The 23,360-nt window shown below is 58.5% G+C and carries 21 protein-coding genes and 1 pseudogene; 20 read left to right on the top strand and 2 right to left on the bottom strand.

Going from position 1 to position 23,360, the window contains the following annotated elements; translation table 11 throughout:
• The 20 genes and pseudogenes from alr (at position 1) to GSUB_RS19785 (ending at position 22,556) form a co-directional block, all read left to right on the top strand.
• Positions 1–1,122, top strand: a complete 1,122-nt coding sequence (alr, locus tag GSUB_RS13230; RefSeq protein WP_040201206.1) for an alanine racemase — start codon at positions 1–3, stop codon at positions 1,120–1,122.
• A gap of 181 nt (positions 1,123–1,303) precedes the next feature.
• Positions 1,304–2,539, top strand: a complete 1,236-nt coding sequence (locus GSUB_RS13225; RefSeq protein ID WP_040201204.1) for an ASKHA domain-containing protein — start codon at positions 1,304–1,306, stop codon at positions 2,537–2,539.
• A gap of 80 nt (positions 2,540–2,619) precedes the next feature.
• Complete coding sequence (gene purH / locus GSUB_RS13220) at positions 2,620–4,185, top strand: bifunctional phosphoribosylaminoimidazolecarboxamide formyltransferase/IMP cyclohydrolase (protein ID WP_040201203.1); 1,566 nt, start codon at positions 2,620–2,622, stop codon at positions 4,183–4,185.
• Between the two features lie 254 nt (positions 4,186–4,439).
• Positions 4,440–5,711, top strand: a complete 1,272-nt coding sequence (gene purD, locus GSUB_RS13215) for a phosphoribosylamine--glycine ligase (RefSeq protein WP_040201202.1) — start codon at positions 4,440–4,442, stop codon at positions 5,709–5,711.
• A gap of 138 nt (positions 5,712–5,849) precedes the next feature.
• Positions 5,850–6,374 carry a 5-(carboxyamino)imidazole ribonucleotide mutase gene (gene purE, locus GSUB_RS13210; protein ID WP_040201201.1) on the top strand — a complete coding sequence of 175 codons (525 nt, stop codon included), beginning with the start codon at positions 5,850–5,852 and terminating at the stop codon, positions 6,372–6,374.
• A gap of 121 nt (positions 6,375–6,495) precedes the next feature.
• A complete protein-coding gene (locus tag GSUB_RS19130; RefSeq protein ID WP_144402019.1) occupies positions 6,496–6,858 on the top strand; it encodes a cytochrome c3 family protein in 363 nt (120 codons plus the stop codon).
• Between the two features lie 229 nt (positions 6,859–7,087).
• Positions 7,088–8,620: a cytochrome c3 family protein gene (locus tag GSUB_RS18155; RefSeq protein WP_052464922.1), complete on the top strand. Its 1,533-nt coding sequence runs from the start codon at positions 7,088–7,090 to the stop codon at positions 8,618–8,620.
• Positions 8,621–8,625: 5 nt separating this feature from the next.
• Positions 8,626–9,738, top strand: a complete 1,113-nt coding sequence (locus tag GSUB_RS18150; protein WP_084212048.1) for an SMP-30/gluconolactonase/LRE family protein — start codon at positions 8,626–8,628, stop codon at positions 9,736–9,738.
• 150 nt (positions 9,739–9,888) lie between these two features.
• Positions 9,889–12,177: an IS4 family transposase gene (locus GSUB_RS18145; RefSeq protein WP_158414087.1), complete on the top strand. Its 2,289-nt coding sequence runs from the start codon at positions 9,889–9,891 to the stop codon at positions 12,175–12,177.
• Between the two features lie 129 nt (positions 12,178–12,306).
• Positions 12,307–12,816 carry a hypothetical protein gene (locus tag GSUB_RS13180; protein WP_052464920.1) on the top strand — a complete coding sequence of 170 codons (510 nt, stop codon included), beginning with the start codon at positions 12,307–12,309 and terminating at the stop codon, positions 12,814–12,816.
• 122 nt (positions 12,817–12,938) lie between these two features.
• Entirely contained in the window at positions 12,939–14,390 is a 1,452-nt protein-coding gene (gene istA, locus GSUB_RS13175; RefSeq protein WP_084211813.1) for an IS21 family transposase, read from the top strand.
• A complete protein-coding gene (gene istB, locus GSUB_RS13170; RefSeq protein WP_040199855.1) occupies positions 14,380–15,165 on the top strand; it encodes an IS21-like element helper ATPase IstB in 786 nt (261 codons plus the stop codon). The genes istA and istB overlap by 11 nt, the downstream gene beginning before the upstream one ends.
• Before the next feature lie 11 nt (positions 15,166–15,176).
• Positions 15,177–15,422: a hypothetical protein gene (locus GSUB_RS13165; protein WP_040199854.1), complete on the top strand. Its 246-nt coding sequence runs from the start codon at positions 15,177–15,179 to the stop codon at positions 15,420–15,422.
• Between the two features lie 99 nt (positions 15,423–15,521).
• The gene (locus GSUB_RS13160; protein ID WP_052464919.1) at positions 15,522–16,052 is read left to right on the top strand and encodes a cytochrome c3 family protein; all 531 of its coding nucleotides are present in this window, start codon (positions 15,522–15,524) and stop codon (positions 16,050–16,052) included.
• Positions 16,053–16,197: 145 nt separating this feature from the next.
• Entirely contained in the window at positions 16,198–17,148 is a 951-nt protein-coding gene (locus GSUB_RS13155; protein WP_040201197.1) for a 6-bladed beta-propeller, read from the top strand.
• 217 nt (positions 17,149–17,365) lie between these two features.
• Complete coding sequence (locus tag GSUB_RS19125; protein ID WP_144402016.1) at positions 17,366–18,043, top strand: cytochrome c3 family protein; 678 nt, start codon at positions 17,366–17,368, stop codon at positions 18,041–18,043.
• Positions 18,044–18,410: 367 nt separating this feature from the next.
• Positions 18,411–18,848, top strand: a complete 438-nt coding sequence (gene tnpA, locus GSUB_RS13150) for an IS200/IS605 family transposase (protein WP_040198735.1) — start codon at positions 18,411–18,413, stop codon at positions 18,846–18,848.
• Positions 18,849–18,958: 110 nt separating this feature from the next.
• A complete protein-coding gene (locus GSUB_RS13145) occupies positions 18,959–21,202 on the top strand; it encodes a hypothetical protein (RefSeq protein WP_040201196.1) in 2,244 nt (747 codons plus the stop codon).
• A gap of 171 nt (positions 21,203–21,373) precedes the next feature.
• Positions 21,374–21,691: pseudogene (locus GSUB_RS20120) on the top strand (endonuclease domain-containing protein); the annotation flags it as partial.
• Positions 21,692–21,734: 43 nt separating this feature from the next.
• Positions 21,735–22,556, top strand: a complete 822-nt coding sequence (locus GSUB_RS19785; RefSeq protein ID WP_158414086.1) for a tRNA1(Val) (adenine(37)-N6)-methyltransferase — start codon at positions 21,735–21,737, stop codon at positions 22,554–22,556.
• On the opposite strand, the gene GSUB_RS18140 is transcribed toward GSUB_RS19785, so the two are convergent.
• Positions 22,529–23,053 (bottom strand): DciA family protein, encoded by a 525-nt coding sequence (locus tag GSUB_RS18140; RefSeq protein ID WP_052464918.1) that lies wholly within the window; start codon positions 23,051–23,053, stop codon positions 22,529–22,531. The genes GSUB_RS19785 and GSUB_RS18140 overlap by 28 nt on opposite strands.
• Positions 23,050–23,310 carry a hypothetical protein gene (locus GSUB_RS13125; protein WP_040201193.1) on the bottom strand — a complete coding sequence of 87 codons (261 nt, stop codon included), beginning with the start codon at positions 23,308–23,310 and terminating at the stop codon, positions 23,050–23,052. Before GSUB_RS13125 ends, GSUB_RS18140 begins: the two co-directional genes overlap by 4 nt.
• Positions 23,311–23,360: the final 50 nt, after the last annotated feature.

Genomic DNA, 23,360 nt, shown 5'->3' with positions numbered 1-23,360 from the left:
ATGATTTGTGTGGAACGTCCAACTTATGTAGAAATTGATCTGAATGCGCTGCGGCATAACTTTGCGCTGGCGGCGGAGCGGGCTGGAGGCGCCGGGCGCATTCTGGCCGTAGTGAAGGCCGATGCCTATGGCCACGGGGCAACTCAGGTTGCGCGCGCGTTGCGCAGGCAGGGAGTGCATTGGTTTGGAACGGCCTTGCTGGAGGAAGCGCGCGAGTTGCGTGAGGCCGGCTTGAACGACCCGATTCTTGTGCTGGGCGGCGTATTTCCCGGTCAGGAGGAGAGCTTTGCTGCGCTGAACCTGACGCCCTGCATTTTCGACCTGGAGGCCGCGCGGCGTCTGAATGCTGCTGGCGGCGCCTCTGGACGGTCCATTTCCTGTCACCTCAAAATCGACACCGGGATGGGGCGGGTCGGGTTTCTGCCGGAGGATCTGCCCGAAGTCCTGAAACAGCTGCGCGAACTGGAACATCTGCATTTCAAAGGTGTTCTGTCTCACCTCGCTCTGGCCGACGATCCGTCCTCTTCCCATAACGAAGAGCAGATGGCGCGGTTTCATGCGGTTCTTGACACGCTGCATGAGTACGACCTGCATCCCAGGCATGTGCACATCGACAACAGCGCTGCACTCTATTCAGACTTGATGCCCGAATGCACCCTTGTTCGTCCCGGCGTGACTCTCTACGGCGGCTACCCTTCCGGGCATTTTGCCCACCTTGATCTGCAGCCCGTGATGCACTGGCGCACCGTGGTCGCGGCCATCAAGACGCTGCCCGCCGGGCGCGGTGTCTCCTATGGTCACCGCTTCGTGACGGAGCGGCCCACCCGCATCGCGACCCTGCCGGTGGGCTATGCCGACGGCTACAACCGTCGCCTGACCGGCTGTGGAGAAGTCTTGATCGGCGGCCGCCGCGCTCCCGTGGTCGGCACCGTCTGCATGGACTGGACCATGGTTGATGTGACCGATCTGCCCGAGGTTGGCGTCGGCGCTCTCGTGACTTTGCTGGGCTGCGACGGTGACGACTGTATCCGTGCCGAAGAGTGGGCGGAGCGCATCGGCACCATCAACTACGAAGTTTTCTGTCAGGTCAGTAAGCGCGTGCCGCGGGTGTATAAAGAATAGCCCCTCCCCTCCACCCTCACCCCGGCCCTCTCCCGCTGGGAGAGGGAGGTTCTTTTACCCCTCCCCCCAGCGGGGGGAGGGTGGGAGGGGGGAGTTCGGGCCGCAGCTCAAAACCTGCCCCCACCCCAGCCCTCCCCCGCTGGGGGAGGGAGTATGAAGTTAAAGGGACATGAGGCCGACTGTGAATAAATCTCTTACATATTCTCTCGCTCTTGATCTCGGCACCACCACTCTTGCGGGGTGGCTGTGTGACGACCGGGGGTGCATTCTCGCCCGGCAGCGTACCGCCAATCCCCAGGCCGAGCTGGCGGCGGATATTGTTTCGCGCCTGGAACTGGCAAGCGCGGGTCGCGGCGCTGAGTTGCAGCAAGCTCTGGCCGACGGAGTCGAGTCGCTGATTGCCGCCCTGCTGCGGGATGCGGGTGTGCAGCGGGCACAGATCGGGCGCGCGGCGCTTGCCGCCAATCCCGGCATCACTCATCTGCTTGTCGGCCAGCCCGTTGATTCACTGATCTTTCCGCCTCATCGCCCCGTCTTTCGCGGCGGAGAGACCGTTGCCGCTGCACAGTTGGCGATAAATCTTGCATGCGACATTTTTGTTTTCCCGCTGGTCTCCGGCTACGTCGGCGGCGACCTGGCGGCTTTTCTTTTTGGTGCTGAGTCCGTACGGCCCGGCACCCTGTTTGTCGATATCGGCACCAATGCCGAGATCGCCCTATTTGACGGGCGGCGGTGGCGGGTAACTTCCGTGGCGGCCGGCCCGGCTTTCGAGGGGGGCGAAATCGCCTGCGGCATGCCCTGGAAGGCGGGCGCGGTCGATGATGTGCAGGTTGTGGGCGACCGGCTGCAGCTCCATGTTGTTGAAGGCGGGCTGCCGCGCGGTCTGTGCGGCAGCGGTCTGCTGGCGGCAGTGGCGGCCGGACTCGAATCCGGCTTGATTGCCGCCGATGGGACTCTGGCCGCTTCCGGCTCCATCGAAACCAATCTCGCACGCTACCTTGCAGAAAACGACACGGGGCGCGCCCTGCGGCTCTACCGCGATGCGCACACCGAGCTGGTCCTGACTCAGGATGACATCCGCGCCTTTCAACTCGCCAAGGGGGCGGTCAAGGCAGGCATCGCCTGTCTGCTGCAGAAAGCGGGAGTCGCCAAGGAGGATGTCGGGGACGTCATTCTCACCGGTTCTTTCGGGACTTCCCTGCAGCGCAAAACCTTGAAAAAGGTTGCCATGTTGCCGGAAAACATGGTAGAAAAAGTCCGTTTCGAAGCCGACGGCGTCCTGCGCGGGGTCCGTCGTTTTCTGATCATGGAGGAGGGTGAACAGGCGGTCGGCAAGCTGGCTGCGAGCCTTCATCCCTATCCTCTCTCGGGGACGCCCGCCTTCGAAAAGGCCTTCATCGCCGCGCTCAATTTCTGAAAAACCGTGCCGTTCGGGTCGGTTTTTTTTATTTTCAGCTATCACGTAAACAATATTCCAGCACGAGAAAGGATCGCTCTATGGTCACCATCAAACGTGCCCTCATCAGCCTGTCCGACAAGACCGGCATCGTGGAATTCGCCCGTGAACTCACCGCATTCGGTGTCGAGATCCTCTCCACCGGCGGCACCGCAAAGCTGCTGCGCGACAACGGCTTGACCGTCAAGGACGTCTCCGACTTCACCGGCTTCCCCGAGATGCTCGACGGTCGGGTCAAGACCCTGCATCCCAAGGTGCACGGCGGACTGCTCGGCATGCGCGACAACCCCGAGCACGTCGCTAAAATGAAGGAGCACGGCATCGAGCCGATCGATATGGTGGTGGTCAATCTCTATCCTTTCGAAGCCACCGTTGCCAAGCCCGGCTGCAGCCTTGAGGACGCCATCGAGAACATCGATATCGGCGGACCCACCATGCTGCGCAGCGCCGCCAAGAACAACCGCGACGTGACGGTGATTGTCGACAACAGCGATTTTGCCGCAGTGCTCGATGAAATGAAGTCAGCCAACGGGGCCGTGTCGCGTGAGACCAATTTCCGGCTGGCAGTCAAGGTCTACCAGCACACCGCGGCCTATGACGGCGCCATCTCCAACTGGCTCGGACGCAAGCTCGATGAGGAGTCGGCTGATTTCCCGCCCACGCTCAGCTTTCAGTTTCACAAGGCGCAGGGGATGCGTTACGGAGAGAACCCCCATCAAAAAGCCGCATTCTATGTGGAGAAGGACGTCAAAGAGGCGTCCATCGCCACCGCGCGGCAGCTGCAGGGCAAGGCTCTGTCCTACAACAACATTGCCGACACGGACGCGGCGCTTGAATGCATCAAGCAGTTCGGCGAGGGCCCGGCCTGTGTCATCGTCAAGCACGCCAACCCTTGCGGCGTGGCGTTGGGTGACAACCTGCTCGATGCCTACGAACGCGCTTTCAAGACCGACCCCGAATCGGCCTTCGGCGGCATCATCGCTTTCAACCGCACCCTTGACGCCGCAACCGCCCGCGCCATTGTCGACCGGCAATTCGTCGAGGTGATCATCGCCCCCGACGTGGCCGACGATGCCGCTGAAGTGGTCGCCGCCAAGAAGAACGTCCGCTTGCTGGCCTGCGGCCAGTGGCAGGAAGAGCCCGTGGCGCGTCTCGATTTCAAGCGGGTCAATGGCGGCCTGCTGGTTCAGGACGCCGACCTGGCCCTGATCGATGAGATGAAGGTGGTGACCAAGCGCCAGCCCACCGACAAGGAGATGAAGGATCTGCTCTTCACTTGGCGAGTCTCTAAATTTGTCAAGTCCAACGCCATCGTCTACGGCAAGGACGGCATGACTATCGGCGTCGGCGCCGGCCAGATGAGCCGGGTCAACTCGGCCCGCATCGCCGCCATCAAGGCCGAGCATGCCGGGCTGGATGTCAAGGGGTCGGTGATGGCTTCCGATGCCTTCTTCCCCTTCCGCGACGGCATCGACAACGCTGCCGAAGTCGGAATCTCCGCCGTGATCCAGCCGGGCGGTTCCATCCGCGACGAAGAAGTCATCGCCGCCGCCGACGAACACGGCATGGCGATGGTGTTCACCTCCATGCGTCATTTCCGGCATTGATTTTTTAACGGAGAGACGGGGAGGGGAGCCGCTAAGACGCTAAGACGCAAAGAAGACCTAAAACCCTTCTTACGGAGAATTTGCTCCTCCCCCCAGCGGGGGGAGGCTGGGAGGGGGGAGCTTGAGCAGCTGCTCTGACCTTCCCCCACCCTAACCCTCCCCCGCTGGGGGAGGGGACCCATTAAAAAAGGTTTTCTTCGAGACTTGGTGGCATCCTTCCCGGTTCAGGTTTTTTGCTTTAAAGGAGTGTCTGGATGAAAGTTCTGGTAGTTGGCGGTGGTGGTCGTGAGCACGTGCTGGCGTGGAAGATCGCTCAGTCGCCGTTGGTGACAGAAATTTACTGCGCTCCCGGCAACCCCGGCATTGCGCAGTTGGCTGAATGCGTAGACATCAAGGCCGATGAGATCGACGTGCTGCTCGATTTCGCTCGCGCCGAGGCCATTGATTTGACCGTGGTCGGTCCCGAAGCTCCTCTCACTCTGGGGATCGTGGATCGCTTTCAGGAGGCGGGGCTTGATATCTTCGGGCCCAACCAGGCTGCCGCGCAGCTCGAAGGTAGCAAGGATTTTTCCAAGGCGCTGATGGCGCGCTACGACATCCCCACTGCCGCTTATCGCACCTTCAGCGATCGCGACCAGGCGGTGGCCTACATCCGTGAGCAGGGCGCGCCGATCGTGGTCAAGGCCGACGGTCTTGCCGCCGGCAAGGGGGTGGTGGTGGCCATGAGCGAGGACGAGGCGGTCGCCGCAGTCGACAACATCATGGTGGCTGGCGCTTTCGGCGAGGCGGGCAGCAAGGTCGTCATCGAAGAGTTCATGGAGGGCGAGGAAGCCTCCTTTTTCGCCTTTACCGATGGCAGGAATATTCTGCCGCTGGCTTCCAGCCAGGACCACAAGCGCATCTTTGATGGCGACCAGGGACCCAACACGGGGGGGATGGGCGCCTATTCCCCGGCTCCGGTGGTGACCGGCGAACTCCATGAGCAGATCGTAGAGACTATTGTGCGCCCCACAATCGACGGCATGGCCAAGGACGGCTGCCCCTACGCCGGCATCCTGTATGTCGGTCTGATGATCGCGGACGGCAAGGCGCGCGTGGTGGAATACAACGCCCGCTTCGGCGACCCTGAAGCCCAGCCGCTGTTGATGCGCCTCAAGTCGGACATCGTGCCGGTGATGCAGGCCTGCGCCCGCGGGCAGCTGACGCAGGACAGGCTCGAATGGCTCGACAAGGCTGCGGTGTGCGTGGTCATGGCCTCGGGGGGCTACCCCGCCGACTATGAAAAAGACTTTCCCATCAGCGGCCTGGAGGAAGCGGCCGCCATCGAGGACCTGATGGTCTTCCACGCCGGCACCGCCCTCAAGGACGGGCGGATCGTCAACAGCGGCGGACGCGTCCTCGGCGTCACCGGTCTCGGCCGTACCGTGGCAGAAGCGATTGACAAAGCTTATGCGGGCGTCGAAAAGATTTCCTGGCAGGGTGTGCAGTACCGCCGGGATATCGGTCAGAAAGCTCTTAACAGGTAAGCTGATTCAAGATTTTGAACCACCGAGATCACAGAGCCCACAGAGTTTAGTCTTTTGATTTTCTCCGTGTTCTCTGTGACCTCTGTGGTGAAAAGGCTTTTTAGGTTTTGATAATTTTTCACTTCCAGGAGAAAAAACATGAGCAAGCAGCCGTTGGTCGGTATTCTGATGGGCAGCGACAACGACTATGAAGTCATGGCGGAAACGGGCAAGGCCCTCAAGGAGCTGGGGATTGCCTTCGAGATGAAGGTGTCCAGCGCCCACCGTACCCCCGAGCGCACCGCCGCCTATGTGCGGGCCGCCCGCGGGAACGGCATCAAAGTTCTGATTGCCGGTGCCGGCGCGGCCGCGCATCTCGCCGGCGTGGTCGCAGCGGAAACCACTCTGCCGGTTATTGCGGTGCCGATCGACGCGACCTCCCTGCGGGGCCTCGATGCACTGCTGGCCATGGTGCAGATGCCGGCCGGCATTCCCGTCGCCACCATGGCGATCGGCAAGGCGGGGGCACGCAACGCCGGTATTTTTGCCGCGCAGATTCTGTCTGTGGAAAATGCCGGCGTGGCAAAAGCCCTGCAGGAGCAGCGCTTTAAAATGGCCGCAGGTGTTGAGGCCAAATCCGACGCGCTGCAGGAGAAGTTGAAGAAAGATGGGTTCGCAGAATGAGTGTGGCATGCCCTTGATTCTTGTTGATCATTCAGGTAGGTTATGGCATCGGAACTTAGCGCTTGACAATCGGGTGATATGAAAGTTAAGGTATTGCTAATAAAATGCCTGGAGGTGCCGGATGATAAAATTAATTTCAGGGCTGCTTGCGGTTGTCGTCATGGCCATGATGGGTGTCGCGACTCCGGGCTCTGCCGTTGAAGTCTCTCAAAGTAATGTAGAAGAAGCCCTGGCGGTACCTGAAGAGTTCATCTTTGACGGACGGTTGGGCAATGTTCATTTTGACCATCGGCAGCACATCGAATGGGTGGAGAGTTGTGAGCTTTGCCACCATATCGGCGATTACCAGCGTTGTGAAGATTGCCATGACGGTAGTGAGCCGGGTATCCCCCGCAAAAACAACGCCCTGCACATGCAGTGCAAAGGCTGCCATAAGCAGGAAGGTCTCGACACCAGCTGCCACACCTGCCATATCAAGCAGTAAACCCTGTAATTTCAGAGTCTGATCCCCGAACGCCCGGTCCCGCACCGGGCGTTTCTGTTTCCTTCTCGCCTCACACCCCGTGGAAAATTGTTTTACCCCCACCCCCGGCACATATCTTGTATTGATTTTTCTCGTATAAAATATTTAATATCTTGAAGTGAGAAAAGGTTCATTGTTGCGAGTTATTCTTTTTGGTTTGTGCATTCGAACAAAAAAGGCCTGATAGCGCATGAAGCCGGTGTTTTTTTTCTGTCTGATCTCGATGCTGCTTTTCGGCTTCGCCTCCGGTGTTATGGCGAACCAGGGCTGCCTTTCCGCAGGGTGCCATGCTGACCCTGTGGAGGGTCGGTCGGTGGTGCATCCGCCGGCAGCGGGCGGCAACTGCCGGTTCTGTCATGAGGCTTACGATTCAGAAAGCCATGGAGAGTTGACTGCGCAGGAAAATACCCTCTGCCTTCAATGCCATCGCTCGCGGCTGCAGGGCGGAGATACGGTGCATCCGGTGGTCGAAGCTGGCTGCACGTCGTGCCATGACCCCCATGCCAGCGACTATCCCGACCTGCTGCCCACCGATGCGCGCAGCCTCTGCCGTCTCTGTCATGCCGACCCACTGGAGGCCGGCGAGGTGGTCCATCCGCCGGTGGCGTCCGGCAACTGCGCCCTCTGCCATCGGTCTCACAGCGGCTACGGTGATGCGCTGCTGATCGCTCCGGGAGGTGAGCTGTGCAATCGCTGTCATCGGGGAAAAACCGAAGGCCGTGCTTTTCTGCATACGCCTGTGGCGAATAATGACTGCACCGCCTGCCATGCGCCTCATGCCGCGCCTCAGGACAATCTGCTGCCGGAGAGTGGCAGCAGGCTATGCGACCTGTGCCACAGCAGCAAGCAGGAAGCCGCCCATGTCCACACGCCGGTCGCTGAAGATTGCGGCGCCTGCCACGATGTGCACGGCGGCCCGGCGCAATACCAGTTGCCGGCGACAGGCAACCAGTTGTGCTATTACTGTCACGCGGATAAGCAGCCCCTGGAAGAGATGAAATACGTCCACCCCGTGGTCACACAGGGCTGCACCGAGTGCCACGACCCGCACGGCGGGCGCAGTGTTGCCATGCTGCCTGAAGAGGGCAGTGCCCTGTGCGTAAAATGCCATACCGCTGTGGGCGCCGAGGTGGCCGATCCCGCGACCACTCATGCCGCCATCACCGACGGCGGCTGCGCGGCCTGTCACGATCCCCATGGTACGGGCAACTACAAGATGCTGCATCTCTCGGAGAAGCGTTTCTGCGTCAGTTGCCACGACCAGATCGGCCGCAACGTCGCCTATGGCCATGGGCCGGTGGAGGCAGGTGAGTGCTGGGTCTGCCATGATCCCCACGCCTCGCCCTACCGCCCGCTGCTCAACAGCTATTATCCGGAAGAGTTCTACACCGGTTTCGAGTTAGGCAACTACGACCTGTGTTTTGCCTGTCACACCACAGAGGCCTTTATCTACGACCGGACCGCCGAATTGACCGGCTTTCGCAACGGCGACGCCAATCTGCATTACCTTCACGTCAACCGCCCGGATAAAAGCCGCGTCTGCAAAAGCTGTCACGGGGTGCATGGGGCCGATCAGCCGAAGCTGATCCAGAGCCGCATCCCAGGCTTCGGCGCCTGGAAGATTCCGATCCGCTTCACGCAGCACGACACAGGCGCTACCTGCGTGGTCGGCTGTCACAAGCCCAAAACCTATGACCGGCTCAAACCGGTCCGGTATGAGTAATCGTGATGACTCTATTAGAGAAGTGTCGAATTTTTGTTTCTCCTGGTAGCCTGGCGGCCATTATTTTGACAGCCGGTTTGTTGAGCGGCTGTGCCAAACCGGTTCAGGAGACGGAGCGCTTCTTCTGGCCGCCCGGTGCGCGGCAGGCCAAGATCGAATATATCGCTTTCTACGAGAAAGCCGCCGATGCCCGGCGGGGCGAAGATACCCGGGTGCGCGATGCCATCCTGGGCAAAGACAAGCCGCGCCCGCTGTTCAACAAACCGGTGGATGTGGCAAGTGCCGCCGACGGACGGTTCTACGTCACCGATGCCGGGCTCCCCGGTGTGCATGTGATTGATCTTGAAGCCGGCGAGACCGATCTGCTGCGCGATGAAAAGGGCAACTCTTTTGAATTCAAGATGCCGCACGGTGTGGCGGTCGATGACTGGGGGCGCGTCTATGTCGGGGATCTGGTCGAGCGGCAGATCTTCGTGTTTGATGCCAATCACCAGCTGATGACCGTGATCGGCGCGGGAGAGCTGGAAACGCCCACCGGAATCGCCGTGACACCTGATGGGGACCGGATCTACGTGGTGGAGACCCAGCGTCATGATATCGCGGTTTTCGACAGCCGCGGGCGGCTGATCGAGCGGTGGGGGCGGCGGGGCAATGGCCCGGGGCAGTTCAATTATCCGCTGGATGTGGACCTGGGTCCGGATGGCCGTCTTTACGTGGTGGATTCGCTCAACGCCCGCATTCAGGTGCTCGAGCCCGATGGTACTTTCGTGCGTGCTTTCGGTGAGCGGGGCACCGCCCTGGGTTCGTTCCAGGTGCCCAAGGCGGTAGGGGTTGATGCCTCGGGTCATGTTTACGTCACCGACGCCCGCGCGCACCGTTTCGTCATCTTCGATCTGGAAGGGCGCTACCTGCTGACCATCGGCGGCAAGCAGTCTGCGGCCGGTGGGGTGCGCCCGGGCGGGTTTTTGCTGCCCGGGGGGATTGATGCCGACAGGTGGGACCGGATCTTCATCGTCGATGGCCTTAACCGCATGGTGCATCAGTTTCAATATCTGAATGACGCGTATCTTGAAGAAAACCCCATTGAAAAGGGACAGGCGGTGGTGCCTGGGGATTGAGCGTCCGGTGCTTCTCGCTCTCCCCTCCCAACCTCCCCCCCCCTGCTGGGGCTGGGGGATGCCCACATTTTTTACTGGACACAAGGCCCATCCGCCTTTAACATGGGCGGCATGATTACCATACACCATTTGGAATTTACGGAAGAGCTCGTGGCGAAAATCACCGAGACCATTAAGGCGGAACCCGGCATCTCCAGGCGCCGGCTCTCCCAGCGCATCTGTGAATGGATGAACTGGCGCAGCCCTAACGGCAAGCTCAGGGAGGTGACTTGCCGCAAGGCGCTGGTGGAGCTTCACCGCCGCAAGCTGATTGCATTGCCGGACTGCGGCGAGTATGCATTCCATACTCGCCGGGCCCACCCTCCGGAGCTTCCTGCGCTTTTTCCTGTGGATTGCTCCCTGGCGGAGCTTGGCCCGGTGGAACTGATACCCATCCGTAGCGCTTCCAGCAAAAACTCCCGGATCTGGCGTGCACTGTTCGACTCCTACCATTATCTGGGCAGCGGCCCGCTTTGCGGCGCCCAACTCCGTTATCTGGTCTGGAGTGAGCGCTTCGGCTGGTTGGGGGGCCTGAGCTTCAGCGCCTCGGCCTGGCGGGTGCGCTGCCGGGACGAGTTCATCGGCTGGAGCGAAGAGGCCCGCAAACATACCCTGCAACTCGTGGTCAACAACAGCCGATTTCTGATACCGCCGATGGTCAAGGTGCCGGGGCTGGCGTCCCACATTCTGGCCCAGTGCTGCAAGCGGCTCGCCGACGACTGGCAGCAGCGCTATTCGTACCGCCCGGTCTTGCTTGAAACCTTTGTCGAGCGAGGCCGCTTTTCCGGAACCTGCTATCGTGCCGCCAACTGGCAGCACGTGGGTGCCACTACCGGGCGGGGCCGTCAGGGAGCCGGCACCACGACCAAGGACGTCTATCTCTATCCCCTCTGCGACGACTGGAAGCCCATCCTGTGCTCGCTGCCGGACGGGACCCTTTCGACTCGTCAGAGGCCACCAGCGCGCGAACCGGCGGACTGGATGGAGGAAGAGTTCGGCGGCGCGGCGTTGGGTGATAAGCGCCTGGTGGAGCGGCTGATGCAACTGGGCGAAGCGTTTTTCGCCATGCCCACGGCCAACATCCCCCAGGCCTGCGCCACCAAGGCCGCCACGAAGGCGGCCTACCGTTTCTTCGACAACGACCAGGTCAGTATGGATGCCATTCTGATGCCCCATTTCGAGACGACCGAGCAGCGCCTGCACAACCACGAGGTCGTTCTGGTGGCGCAGGATACCAGCACCCTCAATTACACCCATCATCCCGCAACCTCGGGCCTCGGTCCCATCAACACGGCCGAGGATAAAAACATCGGGCTTCTGCTGCACGACACCATGGCGTTTACGCCGGAGGGCACCCCGCTTGGCCTGCTCGACGTCCAGGTCTGGGCCAGAGACGAAACCGAAACGGGCAAACGCCACAAGCGCCACAGCAAGGCCATCGAAGAAAAAGAGAGTTTCAAATGGCTCAAGAGCTATCGCAACGTCTGCGCCGTCCAGGCACGCTGCCCTCGCACCCAGCTCATCGTGATGGCCGACCGCGAGGCCGATATCCACGAGCTGTTTGTCGAATATGTCCAAACCCGCAAAAGCGCTGAGCTGCTCATCCGCGCCGAGAAGTCGCGTAACCGCAACGTCGCCGACGATCAGGAGCAGATCCAGCGCCTGTGGCCCTGCATGGAGGCCATCAAGCCGGCCGGCATCGTCGAGCTGGTGGTGCCGCCGCGAAAAGACCGGCCCTCGCGGCTCGCCAGACTCGAAATTCGCTTTGCCCCGGCCACCCTCAAGGCGCCTCGCCGCAAATATCGCCTGCCCGATGTCCCGATCCATGCCGTCCAGGCCAAGGAGATTGACGCGCCGGCCGGCGTTGACGAGCCGCTCGATTGGATGCTGCTCTCTACATTGCCTGTGACCACCTTCGAGGAGGCACAGACCGCCCTCGCCCGATACGCCAAGCGCTGGGGCATTGAAATCTACCACCGCGTCCTCAAGAGCGGTTGCCGCATCAAGGATCGGCAACTCGGCGCTGCCAGGCGTCTGGAAAACTGCCTGGCGATCGATATGGTAGTGGCGTGGCGAATTCATCATCTCACCTGGCTTGGTCGGGAAACCCCTGATCTGCCCTGCACAGTCTTCTTTGAGGATGCAGAATGGAAAGCCCTTGTCGGTTTCATTCATCAGACGCCAGCGGTCCCGGGCACACCACCTACACTCCGAGAGGCAATCGTCATGGTCGCGACTCTGGGCGGCTTTCTCAACCGCAAATCGGACGGCGAACCCGGAACCGAAACCATATGGCGCGGCCTACAGCGCCTTGACGATATCACCAAGGCGTATATCGCCTTTGTCTTACGTCCACAACCGCCTCCCCCTGCGGTCTCATCTAACCCTGCTTATGGGTAAAGATGAGCTGCTGGGGGGAGGGGCGAACCTGAAAACCACAGCAGCAAAAAAACTCCCTCCCCCAGCGGGGGAGGGCAGGGGTGGGGGAGCGTTTACGAACCCCTCACAAAAAACAGGCACGGAATAAGCATGAAAACATTATCAAGCGCTCATATTGTCTTCAGATGGGTCATTTTGACCCTGCTGCTTGCCGCAACCCCGGCGGCAGCGCTGGAAATCGTCTACCCAGCGGACAAAACCTATGTGACGCGCTCCAACTATCTCATCGTCAAGACCGGCGACCCAGAGATCACCGGCATTACTGTTTCGGTCAACAACGTGGAGAGCGATTTCATCGATATCAGCGCGGAGGTTTACCGCGAAACCTTTGACGATATTGTCATCCTGTTGCCCCAATGGGACCCAGGGCGCAACCAGGTGGTGGTGGCCGGGTTCAAGGGAGAGGGTGGTTCGCGCCGCGCCGCCCGTGAGATTGCCAATATCTATTATCTGGCCGATCTCTCCTCCTATCCGCCGCAAGGCTACGAACCCTACGTCATGCACAACGCGGAGCGCGAAGCCTTGTGCGCCCCCTGCCACGACATGAACCCCGCTGCGACGCGGCTTTCCGCGGATACGCAGGTGATCAGCGACAATTAAATCTCCCGTCCGGCGACAATTATAATTCCCGAAATTTTTAGGGGATTGTAAGCTTCCGCCCATCTTTAAAGAAAGGATGGCGGATGGTCACCGATCAACAAGTAAGGAGGTTATTCAAGCTGATGAAAACGCAAACCACAGGCTGCGTTGCCGCTGCCAAGGCCGGCATGGATGAAAAGACCGCCCGCAAGTACGTGAAGGCGGGCAACCTACCCAGCGAGCTCAAGGTCGAGCACACCTGGCGAACCAGAACGGACCCCTTTGAGGCCCATTGGGAGGACATTCGTGAGAAGCTTGCCGATAATCCGGGGCTGGAGGCCAAGACCCTCTTCGAGGATCTCCAGCGCCGCTTTCCCGGCGTCTTCTCAGACGGCCAGCTGCGCACCCTGCAGCGTCGCGTGAAGCGGTGGCGGGCCCTGGAAGGCCCCTCCAAGGAAACGTTCTTCCCTCAGCTGCACCGCCCCGGCGAGCTGGCCCAGTCCGATTACACGCACATGGGCAAGCTCGGCATCACCATCGCCAAACAGCCCTTCGACCACCTCATCTATCACTTCGTGCTCACCTACTCCAACTGGGAAACCGGCAGCATCTGCTACTCGGAGAGCTTCGAAAGCCTCAGCGAGGGGCTGCAGGCGGCGTTGTGGGAACTCGGCGGCGTGCCACAGGCTCATCAGACGGACCGGCTGACGGCGGCCGTGCACAACGCCCTGCACCAGGAAGAATTCACCCAACGCTACCAGGCTCTGCTCAGGCATTACAACCTGAGTGGTCGCAAGACGCAGGCCGCCAGCCCCAACGAGAACGGCGACGTGGAGCAGAGCAACTACCGTTTGAAGAGGGCGGTTCGCCAGGCCCTCCTTCTGCGCGGCAGCTTCGACTTCGAGAGCATCGAGGAGTACCGGCGCTTTTTGCGCGAGCTCTTCACCAAGCTCAACCGCGGTCGCCGCGAGCGTTTTCTGGAGGAGCAACGCATACTGCGCCACCTGCCACAAAGGCGGCTGGAGAGCTGTACGCGCCTTGAGGTCACGGTCAGTCGCGCAAGCACCATCCGGGTCAGCAACAACACCTATTCCGTCGAAAGCCGCCTGATCGGCGAGAGCCTACAAGTTGAGCTTTTTGCCGACCATCTCGATCTTTTCTACGCTCAGAAGCGCGTGGACTCGATGCCTCGCCTGCGCGGCAGGTGCCGGCATCTTATCAACTACCGCCACGTCATCGATCAGCTGCAGCGAAAGCCTGGAGCCTTCGAGAATTACCGCTACCGCGAGGAGATGTTTCCCGGCAGCTGTTTCCGGCTCGCCTATGACGAGCTCAAAGAGCGCCACACCCAGCAAGTGGCCGCTCGCGAGTACCTCAAGATACTGGCGCTGGCGGCCAAAGAGAGCGAAGTGGCGGTTGCTGCGGCCCTGGACGAGCTGTGCGGGCATCAACCCGTCACGGCACAGGCCGTGGAGGAGTTGGTGCACGCACAGCAGATTGCCTCGCCTGTGACCGAGATCGGAGTCGCCGCAGTCGACCTTCTCAGCTACGATCGCCTATTGTCCGGGCAGCAGGAGCTGGCCCATGCAATCTGAGAAGGAGAAAGCAGCCCGCCTGCACCGCCACCTGACCGAACTGCACCTGCCCACCATCCGGCGCTGCTATCAGGAGAGCGCAATCGCAGCGCGCCGGGACAACTGGGAGTACGAGAGCTACCTGCTGGAGCTGGCCGAGCGCGAGCGCGAAGAGCGCCGTAACGCCAGGACCGCGCGCCTGCTCAAGGACTCGAAACTGCCGCTGGAGAAAAACCTCAAGGCGTTTGACCGCAAGCGATTGCCTCGTAAGGTCGATACACAGCTGACCCAGCTGCTCAAGGCGACGTTTCTCGATCATAAGGAAAACGTCCTGGCCTTCGGCAATCCCGGCAGCGGCAAGACCCATCTGCTGTGCGCGGTGGCCCAGGAGCTCATTTATCAGGGCCGGCAGATACGCTTTATGCCCTGTAACCTGCTGGTGCAGGAGCTTCTGATCGCCAAGAGGGATCTGACGCTGGCCCGCGTGCTCAAGCGCTACGCAAAATACGAGGCGCTGATCATCGACGACATCGGGTACGTGCAGCAAAGCCGCGAGGAGATGGAGGTCCTCTTCACCCTGCTGGCGGATCGCTATGAGCGTAGCAGCATCATGCTCACCAGCAATCTGCCCTTCTCAAAATGGGAGCAGATCTTCAAGGATCCCATGACCACAGCGGCGGCCATTGACCGACTCGTTCACCACAGCGTGATTCTGGAGCTCAATATGCCCAGCTACCGTTTGGAGCAATCACAAAAGGCGCAGGCCCTGACTGAGCCACACCAAGAGACCCTTTAGGAGCAAACCCCATGAAATGCTTAGCCTACAACCCCCAGAAAGGCCGCCTGGAGACGCTTGAGGTGGAGTTCACACCTGAGAACACGACACGGTTTCTGCGTTGCGGCAGTGGTTGCGTCACTGCGATCACCGACTGTAACGGTGGGTTGCTCATCAAGTCGGGCTTCGACCACCCGGTCTACCTGTATGACGTATCCAGAGCGGACATCGGGTACAGCCAGAAAAAGGCCAGAGAGCTTCAGCAGCAAAACATCTAGCAGAGCCGCAAGCGGCGGCGGCAAAAAGTCCCAACAGCCACCGTCGTCAACAGCTCTCACGAAACGGGAATTTTAATTGTCGCTGACCCGGAAAAATAGTTGACGTTGATCACGCAGGAGGAAAATGCCTGCGGCACCTGCCATAAGCGCATGCTGGATAAGGACTCAGTGCATGGCCCGGCCGCTGTCTGGGCCTGCAGCACCTGTCACGACCCGGACAGTGTGCCCAACAAGTACCGTCTTAAATCCGAAGAGGCCGAGCTGTGCAATGGCTGCCACGTGAACAAAATGGAAGATTTCAAGTCGCGCTACTTCGCCCACGGACCGGTGGGAGCGGGGTTGTGTACGGTTTGCCACGATCCCCACGCCTCAGGCCATCCCAGTTTTCTGCACGGCAAGCCCAATGCGGTGTGCCTGGCCTGCCATGAGGGTTTGGATCAGGGCACCCATGTGGTGCGCGGAGTCGGCGGCAAGGCCCATCCGCTTGAGGGGCCCCGCAACCCGCTGGATGAGCGTAAGACATTTTCCTGCGTGAGCTGTCATGATCCTCATGGGGGGGAGGCGCAGTATTTGTTTGTGCGGGAGGTTAAGAGTAGTTTTGCATTGTGCCGAGAATGTCACCCAAAGTGATTTTGCGAGAGGATGATCCATGTCAAATCACAATTGTTTTGTCCGGATAGGCTTGTTGTGCTTGTGTGCCATAATTTTTACGGGCTGTTCAGCCAAGAATCGAGATTTACGCGTACTTTGGCCTCCTCCGCCACAGACGCCGAAAATGGAGTACATCGGTACTTATTATTCCGAAAGGGACTTGCATAAAACTGACCGAGATAAGCTGATTGCTTCAATGGTCGGTGGCGAGCAGGGGCTGGCTTTTGATTTCCCCTTTGGAATTGCCTCTGATTCCCAGGATAAGGTGTATGTCTCTGACTCTGGGAAAAAACAAGTCCATGTCGTCGATTTTGGCAAAGGGCGGATCTTCAGACTGGGAGTTTCAACTGCTGGTGCGCCGATGGGAATAACAGTTGATAGCGGTGGGAATATTTATGTGATTGTTGCTGAGACTAAAAATGTTCTTGTTTACTCACCGGATCATAAGCCTCTTTTTAACTTTGGCAGCAAAGTATTCGAAAAGCCAAGCAAGATCGCCCTGGATGAAAATCGCGGGAAAATATATGTCACAGATATAAAGAAATGTACTGTCGAAGTTTTTGATCTGAGGGGGAATCATTTGAGTTCTTTTGGTTCTCCCGGCGTTGGTGACGGGCAACTGTGGAAGCCAACAGGTTTAGCAGTAGATGATGACGGGAATATTTACGTTGCAGAAAATCTCAATGCGAGAATCTCTGTATTCGATAGCAATGGCGGATTTTTAAGATCTTTCGGCGAGCGAATGGACAATATCGGTGGCTTTGAAATGCCAAAAGATATCGCAATAGACAGCGAAGGACATTTGCATATTATCGATTCGCGAAAAGCCGGCATTTTGACTTATTCCACAGACGGTGTTCTTTTGCTGTACACGGGGTTTGGTGAACCAACTCACGATGCCTTGGGTTTTGGTCTGCCGACCTCAATCTTTATTGACAAGAGGGATAGAATCTTTATCGCTGATTTATTGAATAAGAGGTTTTCCGTCTGGCAGTATCTTAACGAGGAGTATTTAAGCAGGAACCCGATAACAGATGAAGATTTAGAGGCTTATCGCAATCCGGAGGGTTTCTGAACGGCGCCGTTCAGGTAAATCACGGAGCAGAGATCGTTTTTTAGCGGAACTTGACCGCCAATGCAGATGTTGAGTCCCAGAGAAAGGAGGCTGTTTGTTGGTGCATTTATTGCGTTCGGATTGTAACAAGATTAAGGATGGCCCATTAGGGGAGCGAGGGTGCAGGGCTCAGATAGTTTCAGAAGTGGAACGATAACATTAGAAATGGAGGCAAGGTATGAAGAAGTTAATTTTTTTGCTCGTAATTTTAGGGCTCTCGGTGAGCGGGGTCTATGCCGCTTCAATTGTTAATTCGGCCCATGATTTATCGGGGAGCAGTACTTTCGCGTCAGCAACAGGTGGGACCCAATATGGTTCCACCGACACGGATCGATTGTGTGTCTTTTGTCACACGCCTCACTATGCATTAACTACCGCACCACTTTGGAACCGAAATAGTGATGTTTTAAGTGCCGCGACTAAATACACTTCCAGTACCTTTGATTTTACCCCTGATTATACATCGGGTGATGTTCCCCTGTGCATGTCTTGTCATGATGGTGACATGACCGATTCCTTGGTTAATCTGAATGCCGCGCCATCCGGCGTTTTAACCGCAGATGCTGCCAATACTAGATCATTGACTATTCCGGGAGCATCTCCTTCGCTGCTGGGTACTGATTTTACCAACGATCATCCCGTTGGTTTTACATACGACAGCACTGCGGATGCCCAGAATGGGCTTGTCGCTACAGCTGATGCAGGTGTTCAAGCGCTTTTGCGGGGCACCAATGAAGTCTGGTGCGCGTCCTGCCATAATGTGCATGATCCGGGGGATGCTGCTGCTGGTACGGCTCCTTTCCTGCGCGTTGCCAATACTAGGTCGGCCCTCTGTCTAACCTGCCATATAAAATGAATCACATCCTGCTTTGATATGTTTGCCCTGAAAAGGCGGAGAGGTGTCTCCGCCTTTTTCTATAGATGGCGTGTCGCTATCTATAGCTAGCTGAGACTGAGCGATATTTGCCATAGCAAATTAAATAAATCTGGAATGGCTATTGCAGTTATTTAGTTGATAATTTTTCATTGGCCAAATACTCGGAGTGTTGAGCTGGGATGCGTCTAAGGTGGTTTGCCATTTTAGTTTGAAGTAGAAACCCACACCCTGTGGGTGTGGTGATGTGGACTGGCTACGCCGGTCCCGAATGGGTATGGCTGAAAGCCGCTCACTGTTATTCTTTCTTTCGAGTTGTGCCGCAACATCGAAAAGAAAGGAGAAAACAGTGAGCAGCCGATTTCGTAAGTTATCACACTCGATATGGCACTGCCAGTATCACATCGTTTGGGTCCCAAAGTACCGGTTTCGGATTTTGCAGGGAAAAGTGAAAGAGGCCGTTGAATCAGGTATTCATGCGATATGTGGCTATTCCGGTTGTGAAGTCGTGGAGTTGAATGTTCAGCCCGATCATGTCCATCTGGTTGTGATGATCCCGCCCAAGGTGTCGATCTCGAACTTTCTGGGGCGGTTAAAAGGGCAGACGTCGATGAAACTGTTTCAGCAGTTTCGGCATTTGCGGAAGAAACCCTATTGGGGCAACCACTTTTGGGCCAAGGGCTATTGCGTTGATACCGTCGGCATGGATGCGGACATGATACGCAAGTATGTCCGCTATCAGGACAAGCAAGAGCGGCAAATGGAGCAACTTCAGTTGGGAGATTGAGGACAGGACCGCGGCACAACTCCAGCCCGCCCCCTTGGGGGCAGGGCCAGCCCCCCTATGGGGGGCGAACTACAAAGCCACGTCCTGTGGGCGTGGATTCTTTACTGACTATGGTTTGTTGCGGTCAGTTGCCAGCCGTGGCCCATTGTGCGCGTGGCACCATAGATGGTGCGTTCGAGTGGCGCTACGGCGAACATACTGTTGACGAATCCAGCGAAGAGGTCCATGACGCGAACTGGTTCACGCAGAAATATTCTCTGGTTTATCATACCGGCGGCGGGATCGTTGGTGGGCGCGTCGGGAGCTATGATTTAAGCTTGGGGTACGAATGGTTGGCTCTTGATGGCGCTATCGATGGGCAGAGTACCGATGTGAGCACCGGGAAGGTGCTCTATCAGGGCGATGTGGTCATTGCGCCAGGCGGATTGCCGTTAAACCTGCGGCTGTACTCGCGTGATCTGAATTCCTCGACTTTCTCCTCGGTGTCGGCGACAGGCCTTTTTGAGCGCCTTCCCGGGGACAGTATGCCTGCGCCGGAGACCGTGATTGGTTTACAGAATGGGCGTCAGAGTGTTTCGGGCTTTACTCTTATGGTTGGGGCGGCCAGCGGAGATTACGAGGGTGTCTACCGGGATGTCCTGGCGCATGCGCCGCGATTGCTGATAGATTACCGCCAGCATGATGTTCGGGATCTCAAGTCAACGACTCCCCAGCATTATCGCGACCGTAATCTGGCCTTTGTGTCTTTGAACAAGAAGGACAACTGGTTTCATTACCGGGTTTATGACCACAAGGACTACATCAACCCTGAAGAGGATTATGTTGAAAAGGCTTATATCCTGGGCACCATCGATCATACGCTGCAGCGGCGCTGGGTGCGGTTGACCAACTGGATTGAAGTGAGTGCGGATGCCAGTTATACCACCACGAACGAACTCTCCCGCGGTGACAATATAGAACGGCGCTATGACATCAATCTGTTTACAGTCGCACAACGACGCGGATGGCAGGCGGCAAACTTCTCCAACTATCGCCGGGAGTTTGACGGGACAAGACGGGAAAGGGCGCTGGAATTTCCGGTCTACATCAGCAAGCAGTTTGATCCTGAAACCAGCTTGCGAACGCGATTTATTGCCGAATTCGAAGATTCTCTCGTGTTTGCCGAGGACCGGAAGGCCAATCAAGAGGTTGTGTTTCTCAGTAACCGCCTTGAATTGCGCCAGCGCCAACCCTGGACATTGGCTGGCCAGTTCGATGTTGAGCATAAAAGTGGAGGTGATGGCGAAGGACTTTCTGCCCGCGCCCTGGTTGAGACTGCGACCAACCGACTTTTTCGACCCCAATATGACCTTTTTGGCGCCTATTCCCTATCTTATTTCAGTGGCGAGGGTGCTGAGGAGAATGATGATAGGGACGAAACTGTCGGATTTTGGGAGCAGACCCTTGTCGGGCGTATTGAAACTGATCTAAGCCCCAACTATCGCACTGGTTTTACACAGGAATTTCTTTATGGCAGCGGTACTCTTGATCGGCGTGTCGGGAACTATATTAACCCTAAGAGTGACCTGGGGTTGATGTTCTCCGGAGGTGAAGTTGAGCAGCGCGACGGTAGCGTGCTGCGTTCGACCACCACCTGGTTTGGAGAATATCGCGGAAGTTCCCGGCTCGCGAGCCGGTTGGAGTTCACCTATGATTATCTCAACGATGAAGAAGGTGAAGAAGATGTCTTTATCGCCAGTCATCGATTGCGTTATGATAGCCGCCGTTTCTATGCCACTTTGCAAAACCGTTTGATTATTGGGAACCATCGGGTCTCTTCAGGCGGTCTCGGGGCAAGTTCGGTTGAAGGAGGAAGTACTTCCGGCGAAGCCGATTATACCATGGAAAACCGCTTTTACCTGATGGCCTATCCGGTGCGGGCCATGGAGGCCAGTCTGCGCGTTGATCATGACTGGCGCAGCTTCAACAATGGCGACTCCCACCAGTACCTGATAGAGCAGCGCCTGCGCTATTATTTGCGCCGCGGTGGAATCGGCCGCAATCTGGCTCTGCTGGGACAGGAGTTTCTCTATGAGCGTGTGGAATCCCCCCAATCCGAAACCCGCTCCGCCCGCACTCTGACTTTGATCGGTGAGATCTACCCCACCGTCCGCACCCTGCTCGGCGTGCGCCTGCGCTACCGCTACCTCGAGCCGGAAGACACCACCACCTACACCGGCTATCTGACGGCGGGGATCAACTGGGAGAAACTTCAGATCTCGGTGGATTATGCGTACGGAACGCGCGATGAAGGGGAGACCGACCCTGAGCGGGTTGAGCATCGCTGGGAGGTGAAGGCGCGGAAGGTTTTTTAAGGCGCTCCCTCGCCTCCCTCACCCCAGCCCTCTCCCGCTGGGAGAGGGAGGTTGTTCTTGCTCCTCCTCCCAGCGGGGGGAGGTTGGGAGGGGGGTGGTTTTTCAACGCTTGCCCCGTGCGGTGCCGGCACGGTAAATTATCCTCTCATCCATTGATTGAGAGGTTTTTTTGTGTCCGATAAAAGTCATCCAGATTCCTGGTCGCCATCCCCTGTCCCCGATCCCCTGCTGGACGCGGCGCGTGATCTGCGCCGCAATTTGACTGATGCGGAGCGGTTGCTGTGGCGGCATCTGCGGGGGCGGCAACTGGGTGGCTGCAAGTTCAGGCGGCAGCATCCGGTGGATCGTTATGTGCTCGATTTTTATTGCGCCGAGGCGCGGTTGGCGGTGGAGGTTGATGGTGGGCAGCATGATGATGAAAAGGCGCGGGCCGCCGATGCGGAACGTAGCCGTTTTCTCAATGAACAGGGAATTCGGGTGCTGCGGTTCTGGAATCATGAGGTTCTGTCGAATATCACTGGCGTGTTGGAGAGTGTCGCGGCCTCTCTCGACGGGGGTGCTTCTTCCAGGCTCCCCCCTCCCGGCCTCCCCGCTGGGGGGAGGGGAATTAGTTGGGCCGGCGGATGGCGAAACCCTCGACGACCTGCGCCTCGGCAACCTTAAAATAATCCAGCACAGAAACGGCTACCGCTTCTCCCTCGACCCGATCCTGCTATGCGCTTTTGCTCGCATCAGCGAGGGCGACCGGGTGGTGGATCTGGGTACCGGCAATGGGGTGATCCCTCTGGTGCTGGCGCGGCGCAGCGGAGCGGCACGCATTGTCGGCGTCGAGCGCCAGGCTGAAATGGTGGAGCGTGCGCGGCGCAGTGTGTTGTTGAACGGACTGCAGGAGCGCATCGAGATCATTGAGGGGGATGTGCGGGCGATCAGCCGGGTGCTTGAGCCTCAATCCGTCGACGTTGTGGTGTGCAATCCGCCTTTTCGTGCGCCGGGAGGGGGGCGTGTTGCGCCTGATTCCGAGCGCGCGGCGGCGCGGCATGAGCTGGCGGGCTCGCTGGCAGATTTCGTTGCCGCGGCAAGCTGGCTGCTGCCCGATGGCGGGCGTTTTTTTATCGTCTATCTGGCGGATCGCGTCGATGAGCTGCTGGCCGGCATGCGCAAATTTCATCTGGCGCCGAAGCGGCTGCGCTGCGTGCATGGGCGCACCGACGAGCCGGCGCGCATGGTGCTGGTGGAGGGGCGCAAGAACGGCGGCTTTGGGGTGAGCATCGAGCCGCCGCTGGTGGTCTGGGAAGGTGAGCGCTATACAAGCGAGGTGCTGAGGATTTACGACGAGGATTTCTCGGAGGACTGAGCTTTCTCGCGGCATTTGTCGAGTTTCTTCTGGCGCCGCATCAGCCGTTCGAATTCATCGCGCAGGTCAGGGTCGGCCAGGCGTTCGGCAACCTGGTGGATTTCATCCTCTTCCTCGGGGGAAAGCGCCACGTCGCGCCATGCCGGCGGGGCTGCCGGTTCACTGTGTCCGCCGCGTTCGATGCGCCCCTGGCGCAGATAGATTTCACGGATTACGTCGGGGCCGAGTTCTTCAGCCAGCCGTGCCAGAATGCGCGGCTTGAGCAACTGCAGCTGCTGCATCCAGACCGGATGGGCGACCTTCACTTCAAGAACGCCGTCGCGGATACGCGCCGGTTGAGTCTGTGCGGCGATCTGGGGGCCGACGGCTTTCGGCCAGCAACTGAACGCACGGTACTTGTGGAGTTTGGTTTCCATGCCGCGTTCGTGCAGCAGATCCTCAAGGATCTCAGCCAGAGGCAGGGCGCGCGGAGCGCGTGGGCGGTCGCTTTTTTTCATGATCTTCTGCTCGCGCGGCGCAGAAATCCCCCCAATAACTGGCCTGCCACGGCGCAGCCCAGGGAAAAGGGCACGACTTCCCAGCCGAAACCGGCGCTGGTGCGCAGGGCGACAATGAAGGGGATGGAGAGGTGAATGTAGATAAACCAGGAGAGGGAATACTTCGGAGAGGCCTCGCGCATGTAGCCCAGCGGGACGTTGATGCCGAGTGCGAAAATCATCAGAATGAGAAAAGGGAGCAGCAGGGATGGGTGCACAGAGACCGCCGAATGCCGAGTATTCTAAGTGTTCAGGAAATGGCTAATTG

It is taken from the genome of Geoalkalibacter subterraneus (assembly GCF_000827125.1).
GTDB classification, from domain to species: domain Bacteria; phylum Desulfobacterota; class Desulfuromonadia; order Desulfuromonadales; family Geoalkalibacteraceae; genus Geoalkalibacter_A; species Geoalkalibacter_A subterraneus.
Note: the sequence above shows the minus strand (reverse complement) of the source record. Positions and strands in the feature narration are given on the sequence as shown.